Source organism: Corynebacterium tuberculostearicum (genome assembly GCF_046097255.1).
Classification (GTDB): Bacteria; Actinomycetota; Actinomycetes; order Mycobacteriales; family Mycobacteriaceae; genus Corynebacterium; species Corynebacterium tuberculostearicum_J.
Window position 1 is genome coordinate 1,224,474 of the sequence record NZ_CP175770.1, and the last position, 15,727, is coordinate 1,240,200.

A 15,727-nucleotide genomic window follows, 5' to 3' on the forward strand; every position below is an offset into this window, starting at 1 on the left:
CAGGAAGATGTCTAAAGTTATTGATGCTTGGAATAAGGCTGACTTTGAATTCGTTGCTGGACAGAAGCTGAGCCGATTCAAGCGAAAAGACATTAGGGGAGCAATCAGGGAGTCGAGGTATGCACTCAAACTACTTGAGCGTACTCGTGCTCTTGGGGAGGGTGAGAAACAAGCTGCTTCTGAGGGAATGGATGACATCAAAGTCGTGACCATTCTTCACGCGAGCTTGCCGAATCATACTGGTGGCTATACAGGAAGAGCGCAGGGACTGCTTAAGGGGCTGATGCGCAACGGAATCAATGTTCGGGCATATACACGGCCGGGTTTCTATTCCGAACGAGTAAACTCCAAAGAAGATTTTCCTTTTCCGGTCGATCAAGTTGACGGCGTGGAGTATAGGCATCTCCCGGCGGACTTCCCTCGCAAAAGCGGCGAATTTGAGTACATGTTTAAGGCCATCGACTGGTACCGAGAGGTGTTCTTAGTGGAGCGGCCCAATGTGGTACATGTTCGGTCCACATACCTTATTGCGCTCCCAGCATTGATTGCAGCCCATGAATTGGGGGTGCCGGTGCTGTATGAAGTTTCAGGCCTTTGGGAACTTGTGTTTGAAGGTCGAGGGCAAGCTGGCAAAGCCCAAAGAATTGAGCGCATGGAAGACACCACTTGTCGATTCGCTGATCGTGTAGTCACTATGAATAGCTCCATGGCGAAGTTGTTAGATGACCGGAGCGAGCATGGACTCGACATCGGGCTGGTACCCAACGCTGTCGACACGTCAAAGTTTGTTCACATCACTCCGTTGGAGGAGAAGGAAAAATTTAAGTACGACGTAGGCTACGTAGGGTCTCTAGTCGACTATGAAGGACTTGAAACCCTTATTCGAGCTGTTGCTTTGGGAAAGCAACGGCAAAAATTTCTTCGCGTAAGAATCGTAGGCAAGGGTGCTGAGTTGGAAAAGCTCAGAAGCCTAGCTGGAGAGTTAGACGTTTCGGATCTGGTGGATATACCGGGCCCAGTTTCCGCAGACGAAGCGGTGGGGGTTTTTGAAGATACAAACCTAATCGTTCTTCCACGACTGTCAACTCCTGCTACCGAAAACGTAACTCCGTTAAAGCCGTTCGAAGCAATGGCTGCGGGGAGGCCCCTCGTTGTATCTTCAGTTTCTGCGCTCTCGGAAGTTTCACGTGGGGGGAAGGCTGCAGTTGTATTTCAACAAGGCGAACCGGAAGAGCTACTCAACAAGATCTCGGATCTTTTAGGAAATCGGGAAAAGCAAATTGCACTTTCAAAGTTCGCAAGTGCGGTAGTGACCGAGGAACACAACTGGGATTGGGTGGCAGCAACCATGGCGCGTGAAATTAGAGCTACCGCATCGCCTTTCCGGCACTTGCCATTTCTAACCGATGTAGTGCAGGTTCATCGCCGCGGCGATATTGTCTATCCATCAGTATCTTAGGAGAAATATGAAGAATTTTTCACGCCGTCAGTTGTTGCTTTTTCTGATACTCATATTGTCCATTGTTTGCGCTGTTGCAGGCATTGTCTTGAAAAGTGTCTCCTTGCTCTATATCGAGGCTGTCCTAGTGGCTTTAGGGCTCATCGTCGTGTTGCGCGCAACTGAAAGGGGCAGCTTCAAGGCATTTCGCAAAATAGAAAAGGTACAGCGTCAGCTGAATAGCGGAATCGTCAAATTAGAAGAAAAAGTTGATAGCTTTTCTAGCCATGCGTCGACCGAACATGTCAAAGCTGACGAAGTTGAAAGTCTCCGCCAGACTGAATCGCAATTGCCGAGTCAAATTGAATCGTTTATATGCGAAATAAATGAATATCGGCCCACGGAAGATGGTATCCCATTGGCTTCCTTGGTATCTATTGACAAGGTCGTCAAATGGATGGGCCCTACCCTAGTCTTAACTACAGACATATGGTGTGAGCGATTTAGTCGAGAATTGAAGATCGATACTGAAAAGTGGACCAATCTTTCTTCAGATCTACTAGAAGAAAGTTCGGTCAACTTAGTCATCGTTGACGGAGACAGTTTTAACTCGGAGCGAGGACTACTTTTGTCGAGAAACTATCTACGGCACAGTGCACTCTTGATTGTTGAAGCTGGGTGCAAGGAACGGGTTTCGTCGATTTCGGGTTTCAAGGAAATTGCACCCGTTGGAATCATGTATGGTGTGCGTCTGTTCTACCCAAATGCGGCACTCGAGCCGGCTAAGTACTCCCAACTTGTCGAGTATACGAGGTGAGTGGTTTTGAAAACTTATAGTCTTGATGAGATCAACCAAATATCTGACCAGGAGCTGGAAGGAGGGAAGCGTGGTGAATCTCGATTTATAGTCGCAGTCGGGTCCTGCCGCGTCCCCGTTCTTCTAAGTCAGGCGAAGAACAACAGTGATACTTTGCTGGTCACTTATAACGGAGCTATCCAGAGATCGAAGGCTCCTGACGGTATTGTTTTTCAAAGATCGTCATGGTTGGATGAATTTGAGGCAACGGTAGTCCAAATTGCTGACCCGACGATGCTAAAACACGAGCGGTTACAGATTGGATGGGCGCAGAATTCCGAAAAGGAGTGGGCAATTGATGCCTACTACGACGTTATTCAGGCACTTCGCGAGCGCTTCGACTTAGCAGACTCCGATAAGACCGTACACTATGGAAGTTCTGCTGGTGGCTTCCAAGCCGTTTGCTGTGCTGCTAAAGACCGGGGTAGCACAGCCATAGTAAACAATCCTCAGCTTGACTGGTCTTTGTACAACGAACGCTTTGTAAATGCTCTTCTTAGAGATGTTTTTAATGGCTCTGAAATCGAAGAGGTGCGGACACGGCAGCCTTGGCGAGTAAATGTGATAGATTTGTTCGAACATGTTGGTTATGTTCCGAAAACTGAAGTTCTTTTAAATATTGCTAGTGCCGGAGACGTTGAACAGCAGCTAAAGCCAATCTTGTCGAGACTGGAGGACTTCGAGTCATTAGGTAAGAAGCCAACTTTCAGCTTTAACCTCTATCATGATGTGAACATGGGGCACAATCCTCTCGGAAAGCCTTATACTATCCAGAAGATCAATCGAGAACTAGAGCGATTACGTAGCGAATGAAATTTGTTCGTCAACTCGCATGTGGATCACATATGAATCCTAAGGTTCTTCTTTCAACCGCTGGACTACTTCAGCATAGGGTCGCATTGAAAATGTATGCGTTGCTTCTGGGCTCAATTTCAAGGCAGTCGTATGTCCATGGTTCTGAGTCTGGCCGGGAGCTTTTAAAGGCGGTGTCCTCCGATATAGAGGCGTCACGACAAGTCGAGACTAGACTTTACAGTCAGCAACTTTTCAATCGCTTTCCCAGTGTGAGGATGCCATTCTCCGGTAAGTTAACTTCGGACCTTGGGGAGAATTTGGAGCTGATCTGTGCGTTTAGACAGTGCGCACTTTGGTATGAACAAAGTAGGCTTATCGGCGACAACGGTGCTCGGGCAGGTTCAGTTAAACGACGAAACAAAGCAGTTTGGGACGAGGTAAGAAGTTGTTCCCAAGCTATTTCTCTGGGGCCAAGTGTGTTAGACGTTGTTGTTCCAGTCCATAACAACGGCATTTTCTTACTCGCTAAGTGTCTTCCGAGTCTTGTGGCAAACAATGCGTGGAAAAGAATGCGCGTTCTGATAGTGGATGACGCTTCGGATGATGACAGAACAAAAGAAATATTGACTGAACTTGAATCCGGCATCAAAAATGTAGAAGTAATCAGGCTCAAAGGGACACCCAGTGGTTCTGCGTCGGTTCCTCGTAATAAAGGCCTATGTAAGGCAACTTCAGGCCTCGTCTCCTTCCTTGACCCGGACAATGAAATTTCTGTGGGTGGCTACGACGAACTGCTCCGCCAATTTTATTCTGGCTCGAAGCGCCCCGAGGCGGCAACAGGGTATCAGCTAAAAGTAGGGAAGCGTCTAAGCGTTAATTCACGCCATACTTTTCGCAGACGAAAAATTTTATCAAACCCCAAGTCGCTACTGCAGCAAGCGCATCGTTTCCCCGTTATTTCGACTCAGGCCTCGGTGATTGACTTGCAGTTCCTCCAGAATTGCGGTTTGAGGTTTATAGAAGGCGCTGTCGGGCAGGATACAGTTTTCGGCTGGGAAATATTATTGAAAGCAAACCGTATCGTATTGTGCTCACGCCCCTACATTGTCTATTACGCTGAACGAAATGATTCAGTCACCAATGAAATAGGGTCGGAGTATTTTTCCAAGGCGTTGATTCGAGAGAGAGCTCAATCAAAACTCTTGAGAAAATATGGCCTAATCCAGCGGTTTAGAAAGTATCAACTCGAACCAACAATGTCTGAAGTGTATAAGCCGAAACTTGATAGTCTTCAGGGCGATAATCTTATCTATGCGGAAAAAGTATTAGAAGAAATCTATAGGCTTTATGATGCTTAAGAAGTCAAGATGGCTGTGTGTTCGCCCTGCTTCTGGATCAGGCGCCAGTGATAGGATTAAGGGTATTTGTTAGGTTCTCAATAGGGAACATCCAGTAGGATTCAGAAGAGGGAGATCAATGGCTGATCAGCAAGAAGCTGATGCGATCCGCTTCCTTCAAGATGCAGCTCCAAAACAGAGGTACACCGTACTGGTGCCCGATGAGGGGCTGTCTGCAAGCAATAAAAGAAAGTCGTTAGCCGCTTATATTTCGGAGACCTGGCATTACCGGAATTTTATTTATGAGCATGCTAAATTCAAGGCTTCAGCTGACAATGATGATATGTTCTTGGGGCGTCTTTGGAACCTGCTTGAACCATTGTTGCGTATCGCGATGTACGGACTCATGTTTGGATTAGTATTGCGGACATCTCGGGGAGTCGACAATTTTGTAGGGTTTTTGATCATCGGCTTAACCTATTTCTCAATGATGTCGCGCGGGCTTGGAAGCGGTTCGGGGTTGGTCCAGCGATCAAAAGCAATGATGCGGACCTTTAGATTTCCTAGGGTATCGTTAGTGGTCGGTGAAGCCATTAGAGGTTTTATTAGTAACCTCATTCCAGGGCTGCTTGCTGTAGTGGCTGCATTAGCTTTTCAATGGGGAACTTGGCCTAAGTGGACGATTATTCTTATAATTCCGATCTATTTTCTTATTCACATATTTTCGTTCGGGCTGCTTTTAATTTCAGCGCGAGTGACTGCTTTCCTTCCTGATGCTAAAAAGGTCGTGTTTTTCGTTAACCGTGCTTGGTTTTATGTATCAGGAGTGTTTTCTCGGTCGAACGATATGCGCGTATTCCTGAGGTCCAGCAGGTGATGCAAGCAAACCCTGCGTACCAGTTTCTTCAGGCAGCTAGGGGTGTTGTTATGTACGGGCATTGTCCAAATGCTATGGAGTGGTTAACACTTGTTCTTTGGTCCGTTGGTACGGCTGTAGTTGGGTTTATTTTTTTCTGGAGAGCTGAAGACCGATATGTACACGTTAGATAAACCAAGCGTTATTGTACGGGATGTTGCGCGATACTATCGAGCAGATAATAAAAGAAGTATTTTTCGCAGACCGCAGTTATCTAATGAGCGTGAAGGCGACTTTGTACGCGCCCTTGACGGAGTTTCGATGTATGCCAAGAAGGGTGAATGCATCGGCGTACTCGGACGTAACGGTTCGGGTAAGTCTACGTTGATGCGATTGATCGCGGGAAACGAAGCCCCTGATGAAGGAGAAATACTACTCTCTTCGACACCGACGCTTCTAAATGTATCGGCAGCCTTACAACCTAGGCTTCCCGGAAGAACAAATATTAGGCTCGGATTACTTGCTCAAGGAGTAGATCAAAACCAAATCGATAGCCTTACAGACGAAATTATTGATTTCGCCGAGATAGGCAAGGCGGTTGATCGACCTATGAAGACCTATTCTTCTGGAATGGGGGCCAGGCTGAAATTTGCTATATCTACTGCGGTGCAGCGTGAATTGTTGCTGATTGACGAAGCTTTAGGTACAGGTGACGCATCATTTACTGAACGGGCGCAAGAGCGGATGAACACCTTCCTGACTAATGCCGGAACCATTTTCCTAGTCTCCCATGCCATGTCCTCAATCAAAAGTATGTGTACAAGGGTAGTTTGGCTACACGATGGGCAAATTATCGCTGATGGAGATGTAACGACAATTACACTCCTATACAATAAATGGACTGCGAGGATGGCTCGAAAGAATTTTGAATCTGCCGAGGAACTGATTTGCGGTGTTAAAGGTGTTTACAAAAAGCCGTCTATTTTGTTCGACTCTCAAGTAAGTAAATTTCTAAATTGATTTGACAGTTGGGTCTCCTGTTTTAGGGGAGATGCTCTAGGGCGTTTGCTGCAGTATGGTGAAGTAGTTCGTGGGTCAGGCTCCAGACCGAAGAAGAATAGCGAAACTGGCTAGCCTAGAAGGCAGAGCAGAGACTGCCTACGACATCTGGAGCTGGCATTGCGCCAAAGACTAAAATTAGTTGCATCCGTGCGGTCTTGGGGTCATGGGTAGAGAACAATTGAGGACTTGTTCTCTACGAACCAATCATCGTACAACGTGTTAACAGGTGCCAATTAGTCGGGATTTGGCAGAGAAAAGTTTCTAGTTGATGCAACCAAGAGCTGCGGCGGAAGGGCGTCAGATTTGCATTCCTGCCACTCAGTTAGTTTCAAAAGGCTTACATTCTTCCAAGCTGGACCATTAGTACGTGTAGACCTGATCCCTAAGTCGATTTCGTCCCCTTGTTTCAATCCATCAATTGAGACGGTACAAGGGTCATTTCTTTTCCCAATTGGAAGAGTGTAAAGGTCTTCTCCATTTACCCGAATAAAAATTACGACGTTTTTTGCATCACGGCCGATGTTGTAGTGATTGCTAAAAGTAATACGAATTGAGCCCATTTCCGTCTTAAAGGGCTTGCGGAAGAATTGCTCACCGCCTTTGTACAGGTTTTCGGACCTAAGCTGGATTAAGTCTGGGATGTCCTGCCTTTCTTGTTCAGCAGGGAGGCCCTCGGCTGTTCTGCTATAGACCTTTCCGCCGTCGACGTGCGTACTCCACTCAATTGAGAATTCTTGGCCATTAACTGGGAAAGTTGTCAAAGGAGGGAATGCACTTCGAATGAAGGATTTTGCGAAGACGGCGTTTTTGCGGTCGTAAAAGGACGGAGCCTGAGCTAGTTCGAAAAACTTTCGAATTGCCACTGGGTTTATAGGCAGGAAAGCGGTGGCTTGGCAATTAATGGCTTCTGATTGGAACCTTCCAGCTCGAAGTTCTTGATACAGTGCGTTCGCGACTGGATAGCCGTATTTTTTGACCGACTGTACATCAAAAGTCTCCCAAAGCTCTCTGGCTGTATCTATGGTGAAGCTTGTTTGATTACCTTCCTTGGAAAAGCCTCCAAGGTTTTTTACGATCCGAGAAAAGTTTTCAAACTCCGTTGAAGGCCTTCTAGATTGAGAAAAATAATCCCTAAAGGACTCAAATCCGGTGCCTACAAAGCAGATTGCAGGTTGGGCGCCAAGAGAGTTTTCATAAAGGCCTTGGAAGTTCAAAGCATGCTTGCCGACCGTATTTTCTCGAAGTATTTCCTTTTCCTTAGCAGAAAGGGGAAAGTCTTTAACATCCTCCATTGCCAGAACTATGTGTTCCTTATTGAAGGCCTCAGCAATATCACCCGAAACCTGGACATCTTGTTTGTAAGATTTCTTTGTATTCCCGTCCTCTGGGGTGGGTGCTTCGTTACTTCCATAGGTGACGAAACTGAAGTTCGCATTCGCTGCCAACGCGGAGGCTGCGCAGACTCGTGTATCCATTCCGGCTGTCAGAGCACAGTAGACTTTGTAGTTAAGGCCGTTCCAGTGTTCGACAGAACGGATGGCAAGCTGAATCGAGGTGTTGATCGCTTCCTCGAACGGAAGACTATGCGCCGCAAGAGCCTTATGCGGATAGAACCTCTTTAATTTCTTCTGTGTAAAGTCGAAGAAGAAATTCGGAGGCAGAGCCGAAATTCGAGAATCCTCAGTTTGATCCCAAAGCTTATATTGACCTAGGTTGATTAGTTCTTCGACTTGGCCCGTTCGCGCGTTCAGTTCGCGGTGTAGAAGCGGCAGATGTGATGCGAAAAGGATTGATTCGTCGCGCGCGATATAAACGGGTTGGCTGGCCAGCGTGTCATTATAGACAGAAACCTTTCCGTCTTTAACGATTAAAGCTGCCCAACGGCCTACTACCAGATCTAGGAATTCGTGAAATGCCTGCCAGCTTGAAGAAACTGCCTCATATGCTTCGTCGATAAAGGGCTTTCGGGCCTCATCATCTCCGACGAAAGCAGCATGACCGAACCATAGTATGTTTGCATCATTGCCTGTGATCAATTGAACTGGTTCGTCCGGTTGGACGTAGACTTCCAAATCGTCCCAAGCATCCATTTTCTTGAAATGGGGCAGGACAATTTCTTGGTCTGCAATGGGTTTGTCGCTGACTAAGAATCCAAACGGATATGGCCTTACGGTCATTGTGGCTACTTTCGTCTCAATTTTCGGGCTTAGTACTACTGCCAGAGACCCTTAGTGTCGATTACAGTCTTGGTCTTCAGCTTTTCAGCATCGAATTCCTTGAACTGACGGTGGTCGACTAGGAGAAGGACAACGTCGGCAGAATCCACAGCTTGTTCTAGTGGTTTGAGTTCTACGTTATCGAAACCGGAAAGTGAATCAGGAAGCGATTGGATATTTGGTTCGACGACATCAATTTGAGTGTCCTCGAACTGAGTTGAGATTCTTTTCGCGATTTCGAGGGCTGGCGACTCTCGAAGATCGTCAATGTCTGGCTTAAAAGCCAATCCCAGGATTGCAAGCTCCTTGCCCTCGGACTTTTCAAATGCTTCAACGACCTTGTCAATGACCCACTCAGGTTTATCGTCGTTGATGCGGCGCGCGGTACCGATGAGCTTCGAGTTTTCCGGATCGCTTGACACAATAAACCATGGATCTACGGCGATGCAGTGGCCGCCAACTCCGGGGCCTGGTTGAAGAATGTTAACCCGTGGATGGTGGTTAGCTAGCTCGATGAGTTCCCAAACATTAATGTCAAGGTTGTCTGCGATTAGCGAAAGCTCATTTGCGAAAGCGATGTTGACATCGCGGAACGAGTTTTCGGTCAATTTTGCCATCTCGGCGGTTACGTCGTTCGTCGGGAGTAGCTCCCCTTCACAAAAGCTAGCGTAAACTTCGCTGGCGCGACGCGTCGCTTCGCTGGTCTGTCCGCCAATAATCCGGTCATTCGTTCGCAGCTCTTCCATTGCCTTACCGGGAAGAATTCGCTCTGGACAGTGCGCGAAGTAGACGGTTTTCTCTGTTGGGTCAGTACCTTCCTTATCAGCACGGAGATCGGGCCTCAAGTCGAGGATTCGTTGTGCCATTTTTTGAGTGGTTAGCGGAGGGGAAGTCGATTCGAGGACGACGAGCTCATTTCCTTCAAGCTGAGGAGCGATGGCTTCGGCGGCTGAATAAATGTATTTCATATCGACGGCATGGCCGTCAGTGAATGGAGTCGGGACAGCAATAATGTATGCGTCCGCATGAACTTGCTCAGTGCTGGCAGAGAATCGTCCAGAATCGAGAGCCTTCTTAAGCTCATCTTCAAGGCCCGGCTCGATTATGGTTACTTCGCCTCGATTAATCTTTTCAACATTGGCAGCATTTACGTCAACACCTGTGACTTCCAATCCAGAATTGGCCATAACTACTGCTGTGGGGAGGCCGATATAGCCTAGGCCTACGAATGCTACGTGTGAAGCGGAACTCATCTCATCCTCTACAAATCGTCGAATATGGGGCGTATCAAAGTATACGTATGTTTGTTTTCGCTCGTGTCTCTACTCCTGTTTTGTTAGCTAATCCGAGCCGGTAGCCTCTTGGCTAGATGTTATAGGGGCTTTACAAACCAAATGGTCCTCGGTTTCAAAATCGGAAGATTGGTAAAGCGGTTACGGCGGTGGGGCGTCGAGGTTCGCGCTTGCGAGGTCGACAAGCTAGAAAATACGCTGCTACCTTTTGATGCGCTCTCTGTCATAGTAAGTATCTACGAGCGACGGTTGAAGGTGCAGCGTGCGACGGTGATTAATCATCAAGTTGTGGTGACTTAGAGGATCCATTGAGTTTGGCCGTTCTGCGGGGCTGGCTAAGCCGGCTTTGGATGCCGGCGCGGATTATTTGTGATTGTGCTTCTTGACGACGCTATTGAGCTAACCGTCGCCATGAGCGAGATGATTCGGGTGCGCTAAGAGCGTGGCGGCTTGGTGTTGTCGGCGGTGGAGGTTGAGCCGCCGATAATGCCGAATTATGGGGCAATTGATGTTGCGACTACCGACGAAGATTGGGTGAAAAGGCCGCGAGAACGGCGGAAAGCCCACAGTTGAGGATGCGCCGTCGAACTTGGTGGCGCTACTTATTGGATCGCGCGACTTTCGATTCCTTTCATTGCATCGAGCCAGGCAAGGGCAGGGAAATGCAGCTTACCGGTGCCATCGATATGCTCATTTCTGAAGGCCACCCCGTCCACGTCCTAGTCCGTGATGGCATCCGCCACGACCCTGGCAACTCGGCCGGCTTCATTCCCGCCAGCGTCGAATTCGGCCTTCGCAACCCGAAGTACGGACCGGCATTGTTCTATGACCTGGAAGCGATTAGGGAAAACTACCGGCTGGAGCGACACTAGGCGTCGGAGAAGGCAGCGCTCGCCGCGACCTCAACCTTGCCCATGGAGTAGCGCGGACGGGACCTCATTAGGGGCTCGAGTGAAGGCGCGGAAATGTGGGCACTCTCGGTTTCAGGATTGGGAAAGAGGGGTTGGGGGAGGCGTCGCCAAGCGCCCGCTCCTTGTATACCGAGCCCCCGCAGCGCGGCCAATGCTCCACCGAGGTTATGGAGTTCCGATTCACCGGCGTTGGTCTTCTCCACGGACCAGAAACTCTCCGGGCGCAGGTCAGCAGCCTTATGGAGGTGCAGTGCGCCGGTGCGGATGAAGGTGGTGATGCGGAAGGCTTTCGCAACGACGCCCCGCTTAGCGACGCCCCTTATCCATCAAACAGCGCACACCCTCAAGCGCCATCTCCAGCCCAAAAGTACTGGGTAGGCGCTGTGTGCGGGGGTTGGGGTGGTAAGGGGCGTCGGCAAGCGGGGCGGTGGCGGGGACCCGATGGTGCACAGAGCGAAGGTAGATGCGTCTGCGTGGCGTGAATGTTGTGGAAGCCGGACGCGCTAAAGTAAGGGGCCTCCTGGTCGCAAGGCTACAAGCATCACAAGTGGTCGGCTTTAAACGTTGTCCTTGGTTGCGGTGCTTGTGTGCATCCGTATGTCGTTCCGTTTCATACCTTAACCCAGCAGACGCTGGTAGCGTTTAAATTACATACTGCAACCGGTAGCCACGGGAGGTCATATCCATGGACATGGATATTCCCTATCTGCTCTTTTGCGCCGGGTCAGTGCTTGCCATGGTGCTCTTCTGGGCCTACTACATTTTGGAGGTGCGCAGGAATCCCAGATCGGAAGAGTGGTACGACGAATTCGACTCTGAAGGCGCAGCAAGGGATGGCACCCTTTTCGTTTATCCTTACGGCTCGCTATTTTTCGGCGTTGGCGGTATCGCAGGCTTGTTCGAAAATGTAAACCCTCCTGAGTTTGTTTCAGCGGCGCTGGTGTACGTGGGCATGGCAACTCTCGGCATCAGTCTCATTGGACTTACGGGCGCGATCGGGGTACCGCTTCCGTGGCCGTTTGTTCCGCGTTGGGTCGTCGGCATCCGCAAGGCAAAGCGTGCTCGAAGGCGTGCGCGCAGGCAAGCCAGGAAAAGGGAACGGCAGGAATAGGCCTTGCCCCTGTTTGGTAGGCACCTCTGCTTCCTGCCGTGTTGGGTTGGGGGAGAGGCAGTTTACCTCCATGCCTAGGGAAGCTTATTCGGATCAGGTCAAGCGCGACGTGGTCGCGATGTACGAGGACCACTCGCATGTTTCGCTCAAGGCCGCAGTCAAGGAGTTGGGGACCGACCTCGGTAGCCGAGGGGTTGGTTGGGAGGGCGTCGGCAAGCAAGGCGGGGCAGAGGACTCGCTGGTAAGCAGGGCGAAGGCGGGTGCGTCCGCGTGGCGCGAACGCTGTGGAAGTTAGGCACGCTAAAGGGAAGGAGCCTCCTGGTCGCAGGGCTACAAGCATCGTAAAAGCCAAGTCTTTTATAATTTTCCTTGGCTGGGGTGCTTGTGTGTATCCATATTTCGCTTTCGTCTCAGTACTCTCCCCAGTGAACGCTGGTAGCGTTTAAATTACATACCGCAGCCGGCAGCTATAGGGGGCCATGTTCTATGGACTTGGATACTGGTGAACTGCTCTTTTATGCTGGGTCAGTGCTCGTTATGGTGCTCTTCTGGACCTACTACATTTTGGATGTGCGCAGGGATCCCAGATCGGAAGAGTGGTATGACGAACCCGCCTGGGAAGGCATGGAGAGGGATGGCGTCCTCTTCTTCTATCCTTACGGCACGCTATTTTTCGGCGTTGGCGGTATCGCAGGGTTGGTCGAAAGTGTAAACCCTCCTGAGTTTGTAACAGCGGTGCTGAGGTATGCGGTCATAGCAGCCCTCGGCATTGGGTTCATTGGATGCACGGGTGCGTTCGGGATTCCTCTTCCGTGGCCTTTCGTTCCGAGGTGGGTCGTCGACATCCGCAAAGCAAAGCGTGCTCGAAGGCGCGAGCGTAGGCAAGCCAGAAAAAGGGAAAGGGAAGAATAGGGCTGGGGACCTATCGAGAGCCGAAGTCCGTTGAAAATCTTGACTATCAGGATGTAGGCCCTTCAACTCCGAGGCATGGCGGCGGTGTGAAGGTGTTCAGGTAGAGGTACTAGCGTCACGGATTCGGCGGAACTACAAAAGCTTCCAGGACAAGGCTGATGAGGCTATTCCGCGGAAGCAGGTAGAAAGTCCTCAGTCAGGCTAGCGCTACTAAAACATCAGGCGTGGACTAGCTAAAGCGGCGGTAGGTAGCGCGGTCGTTGAGCTCAGTTTCTTCGAAGGGGAGGAGATTGTCGAACTTCGAGAGTTTATCCCACACCCGTCGTGATTCGCCGCGGTCCGTGAGAATGTGAAGCTGCACGCAGCGGAGTAGCACTGCTTCGATGGTAAAGACTGTCGCCGCCTGTCGCTTATTGATGAGCCGCTTCGCTTCTTCGTCATCGATGATAATTGCGGTCTTTACACTGGGATCCTCCTCAAGGGTTGCAAGACAGTGGGCGATAGCGGTGTATTCGCCAAGGTTCTTCGCCTTGCCGCCCTGGATGGTGTAACCAGGGCCAGAGAACAGATGGATGTGCTTCCAGAGAAGAGCATAATTATCCTTGAGCACTTTCACGTGACCATGCGTAACCAGGGAAGTCCAGGTTGTAGAGCCGCTTTGGAACTTTAGCGTTTTTAGTTTTCTTTCCACTTCGTCCTTGACGGCTTCCGGTACTTGAAGCTGTTCATTTCCCACGAACTTGAGGAGTAGATCTTGCTCGCCGGCGCAGATGAAATCGAGCAGCACGCTGGTATCGGCAATAATGAATCTTCTGGTCATGTCGAACCTACTAGTCAGCGAAGAAATCTGCCAGGTCAGCTTCGATATCGCTACGGTCTGCGTGTTCGTTGTTGGGTAGGCGCTGCGAACCACCCGTTGACTCGAGGACTTCCTCAATGCTGACTTGTTCAGCGAATGCAACCGAAGGAAGGGCGATGAGTCCCTGGTTGTAGGCCTTGTAGGCATCGGCTACGAGCCTGTCAGAGGAACGAGGCAACGCTGAGATTTTGGCGGCGTAATCGTAGTCGGCTTTCCAGCCGAATTGAGAGGCGAGAAGCTTGGTGGAGTAGCTTTTGAGTTCTTCTTTAGTCGCCTCCGAAATGAGTCCGGCCTGGCAAAGTTGGATTGCTGCCACAGTGGGGGAGACTTGGAAGCGCTGAACGACGTATGACAGGAGCTCTTCCGGGGTCGAACCCTGGGAAAGATTGTGGAGTGCCTCCACAGGGCACAGCACGCACCGTGCGAAAGTGTTCGCGCGTGTTTCTGAAGGAAGAGTTGTATCGCAGAGCAGGCCGGCTCCGTCTTCTGTGACGTCACCGGCGACGATGTGGCCAATTTCGTGCGCCACAGTGAGCCGTTGGCGGTACGGATTACTGCTCGTTCCAATTCCCACTGTTACAGCACCCGAGCTGGGATCTCGAAGTGTCACGGCATCCAAGTCCTGTGGCAAGTTCAGAACAATGAAGTCTGCCTCGACCAGCTTCATAAGAGCATTGATGTCATTGATCGGTTCCGTACCCAGCATGTGATCTTTTCGAAAGCGGGTAGCTAGTTCAAGACCTTGTTGTGATGGGCTTTTCGATTTATGCATTGAGGCCGTTCAAGTTCACGCGTAGTTGAAGAAATGGCAATAGCTTCTGCGTCGCAGTATCCACTCCGACGCCGTCCCCACGAGCGGCAACGCGTACGCGTTGGGAGAGCGGGGTGACGTCCACAAGCTCAGCGGCATCGATGCCCAGAGCCCATGCGAGGGCCATGATGTGGTGGAGAGTCGGCGTGGCCGTGCCTTTCTCTAGGCGGGCGAGAGTCGGCTCGGACAGAATGCCATCGGTCATAGCGACAAGATCGGTCTGGTTTAGCTCGCGCAGTTCGCGTTGCTTGCAGACGCGCTCGCCAAAGTCAGTAGGGATATTCATTGTGGTGCTCCTTCGTGGCTTCGATTAAACGCGTGAATCAAAAATCAGTCAATGTGATTCAGGGACCGGGGGCTCCTGGGGAAGAGCTTAAATTGAGCTGGCCCATATATCTCTCGAATCTCCACACTCGCATACGCAAAAGAAATCCGCTCTTCCGCAATGCGCAGCCGGCCCGCTGTGAAAGGGAAGCGGTAGGTGCGCTGTTCTTCGATGCCCAGGTGGGGCGGCAGCGGTGCCCGGAGCCGAGGAGGAGATGGAGTTAGGGGCGTCTTAATGAGTGGGCAGTGCGTGGAAGGTTTGTTCTCTACGATGAGCATGCAGGGACGGGTGTCGAGGAAGGTTCGCGGGAGTTAGGGTTGGCGCGCAGCCAGAACAGACTCGATGCTCATGGTTGGTTCGGTGAGCATGGGTTCCCTGACTGAACTCAATGGTTTCTACACTGCAGCAAGCCCTGTGCTGTTTACCTTGGGCTGGGCAAACTTGGTCCCGCGCCGCTTGGGTGAGCTGAAGGGTGACGAGCGCACACCGCGCAATGTGATTCTCTTGGTGTGCTTTGGTGACTCCCTGGATTGGGCGCGCGGCGTTGATGTGGGTTGTTGACATGTCCAGCACCGGCATCACGGTGGTGTATTTCTATACCTGTTTCTACGCGTGGAAGATTGCGCGCAATGGCAGGCGCTTGCGATGCCTAGGCCTATTGAGTCGAATAGGTTTTACGAGTATTTCGCATTGGCGGGATGTGTCCTCTCCATCGAGTTCTTGGCGCTGCTCTTTGTCCCGGGATTGCCGGGCATGGAGGGAACAGCCCCGCTTATCACGTTGGTGTCGTTGCCCATTTAAAGGCCTGCAGCTGAAAGATGTGCCGCCCGAGGAAACAGCGTCGTTGATTTCGGAGTAGATGGGGTGGTTCCCCTTCGAGATTCGCCAAAACTGCGCTTCTGTTAGCGGGAATGTGAATTGAAGAAAACTAGGGTCGTCTTTACTC

At 50.5% G+C, this 15,727-nt stretch carries 17 protein-coding genes; 12 read left to right on the forward strand and 5 right to left on the reverse strand.

Features of this window, described 5'->3' with window-relative positions:
* Positions 1-7 precede the first annotated feature (7 nt).
* The 6 genes from ACKFRY_RS05875 to ACKFRY_RS05900 all read left to right on the forward strand — a co-directional run bounded on the left by ACKFRY_RS05875 (position 8) and on the right by ACKFRY_RS05900 (position 6,302).
* Positions 8-1,459 carry a glycosyltransferase gene (locus ACKFRY_RS05875; protein WP_408923386.1) on the forward strand — a complete coding sequence of 484 codons (1,452 nt, stop codon included), beginning with the start codon at positions 8-10 and terminating at the stop codon, positions 1,457-1,459.
* Positions 1,460-1,466: 7 nt separating this feature from the next.
* On the forward strand, positions 1,467-2,255 hold the full coding sequence (locus ACKFRY_RS05880) for a hypothetical protein (RefSeq protein ID WP_408923387.1): 789 nt from the start codon (positions 1,467-1,469) through the stop codon (positions 2,253-2,255).
* Between the two features lie 6 nt (positions 2,256-2,261).
* Positions 2,262-3,107: a prolyl oligopeptidase family serine peptidase gene (locus tag ACKFRY_RS05885; protein WP_408923388.1), complete on the forward strand. Its 846-nt coding sequence runs from the start codon at positions 2,262-2,264 to the stop codon at positions 3,105-3,107.
* A 32-nt stretch (positions 3,108-3,139) separates the two neighbouring features.
* Complete coding sequence (locus tag ACKFRY_RS05890; protein ID WP_408923389.1) at positions 3,140-4,447, forward strand: glycosyltransferase; 1,308 nt, start codon at positions 3,140-3,142, stop codon at positions 4,445-4,447.
* Positions 4,448-4,565: 118 nt separating this feature from the next.
* On the forward strand, positions 4,566-5,303 hold the full coding sequence (locus ACKFRY_RS05895; RefSeq protein WP_408923390.1) for an ABC transporter permease: 738 nt from the start codon (positions 4,566-4,568) through the stop codon (positions 5,301-5,303).
* Between the two features lie 156 nt (positions 5,304-5,459).
* The gene (locus ACKFRY_RS05900) at positions 5,460-6,302 is read left to right on the forward strand and encodes an ABC transporter ATP-binding protein (protein ID WP_408923391.1); all 843 of its coding nucleotides are present in this window, start codon (positions 5,460-5,462) and stop codon (positions 6,300-6,302) included.
* A gap of 275 nt (positions 6,303-6,577) precedes the next feature.
* Here ACKFRY_RS05900 and ACKFRY_RS05905 read toward each other — a convergent pair whose 3' ends face one another.
* Together ACKFRY_RS05905 and wecC are read right to left on the reverse strand one after the other, a co-directional pair.
* The gene (locus tag ACKFRY_RS05905; protein WP_408923392.1) at positions 6,578-8,521 is read right to left on the reverse strand and encodes a hypothetical protein; all 1,944 of its coding nucleotides are present in this window, start codon (positions 8,519-8,521) and stop codon (positions 6,578-6,580) included.
* A 35-nt stretch (positions 8,522-8,556) separates the two neighbouring features.
* Entirely contained in the window at positions 8,557-9,813 is a 1,257-nt protein-coding gene (gene wecC / locus ACKFRY_RS05910) for a UDP-N-acetyl-D-mannosamine dehydrogenase (RefSeq protein ID WP_408923393.1), read from the reverse strand.
* A gap of 644 nt (positions 9,814-10,457) precedes the next feature.
* Between wecC and ACKFRY_RS05915 the strand changes: the two genes are divergently transcribed.
* The 4 genes from ACKFRY_RS05915 to ACKFRY_RS05930 all read left to right on the forward strand — a co-directional run bounded on the left by ACKFRY_RS05915 (position 10,458) and on the right by ACKFRY_RS05930 (position 12,786).
* Positions 10,458-10,724: a hypothetical protein gene (locus ACKFRY_RS05915; protein WP_408923394.1), complete on the forward strand. Its 267-nt coding sequence runs from the start codon at positions 10,458-10,460 to the stop codon at positions 10,722-10,724.
* Positions 10,725-11,448: 724 nt separating this feature from the next.
* Positions 11,449-11,874: a hypothetical protein gene (locus ACKFRY_RS05920; RefSeq protein ID WP_408923395.1), complete on the forward strand. Its 426-nt coding sequence runs from the start codon at positions 11,449-11,451 to the stop codon at positions 11,872-11,874.
* Between the two features lie 70 nt (positions 11,875-11,944).
* The gene (locus ACKFRY_RS05925; RefSeq protein WP_408923396.1) at positions 11,945-12,169 is read left to right on the forward strand and encodes a hypothetical protein; all 225 of its coding nucleotides are present in this window, start codon (positions 11,945-11,947) and stop codon (positions 12,167-12,169) included.
* Positions 12,170-12,360: 191 nt separating this feature from the next.
* The gene (locus ACKFRY_RS05930) at positions 12,361-12,786 is read left to right on the forward strand and encodes a hypothetical protein (RefSeq protein WP_408922013.1); all 426 of its coding nucleotides are present in this window, start codon (positions 12,361-12,363) and stop codon (positions 12,784-12,786) included.
* 229 nt (positions 12,787-13,015) lie between these two features.
* On the opposite strand, the gene ACKFRY_RS05935 is transcribed toward ACKFRY_RS05930, so the two are convergent.
* Genes ACKFRY_RS05935 through ACKFRY_RS05945 form a run of 3 tightly spaced genes read right to left on the reverse strand, consistent with a single transcriptional unit; the run spans position 13,016 to position 14,742 of the window.
* Entirely contained in the window at positions 13,016-13,606 is a 591-nt protein-coding gene (locus tag ACKFRY_RS05935) for a hypothetical protein (RefSeq protein ID WP_408923397.1), read from the reverse strand.
* Positions 13,607-13,616: 10 nt separating this feature from the next.
* Positions 13,617-14,417, reverse strand: a complete 801-nt coding sequence (locus ACKFRY_RS05940; RefSeq protein ID WP_408923398.1) for an ImmA/IrrE family metallo-endopeptidase — start codon at positions 14,415-14,417, stop codon at positions 13,617-13,619.
* The gene (locus tag ACKFRY_RS05945) at positions 14,410-14,742 is read right to left on the reverse strand and encodes a helix-turn-helix domain-containing protein (protein ID WP_408922016.1); all 333 of its coding nucleotides are present in this window, start codon (positions 14,740-14,742) and stop codon (positions 14,410-14,412) included. The genes ACKFRY_RS05940 and ACKFRY_RS05945 overlap by 8 nt, the downstream gene beginning before the upstream one ends.
* A 381-nt stretch (positions 14,743-15,123) precedes the next feature.
* Between ACKFRY_RS05945 and ACKFRY_RS05950 the strand changes: the two genes are divergently transcribed.
* Together ACKFRY_RS05950 and ACKFRY_RS05955 are read left to right on the forward strand one after the other, a co-directional pair.
* Positions 15,124-15,342 (forward strand): hypothetical protein, encoded by a 219-nt coding sequence (locus ACKFRY_RS05950; RefSeq protein WP_408923399.1) that lies wholly within the window; start codon positions 15,124-15,126, stop codon positions 15,340-15,342.
* Positions 15,343-15,426: 84 nt separating this feature from the next.
* Positions 15,427-15,582 carry a hypothetical protein gene (locus ACKFRY_RS05955; protein ID WP_408922018.1) on the forward strand — a complete coding sequence of 52 codons (156 nt, stop codon included), beginning with the start codon at positions 15,427-15,429 and terminating at the stop codon, positions 15,580-15,582.
* Positions 15,583-15,727 lie beyond the last annotated feature (145 nt).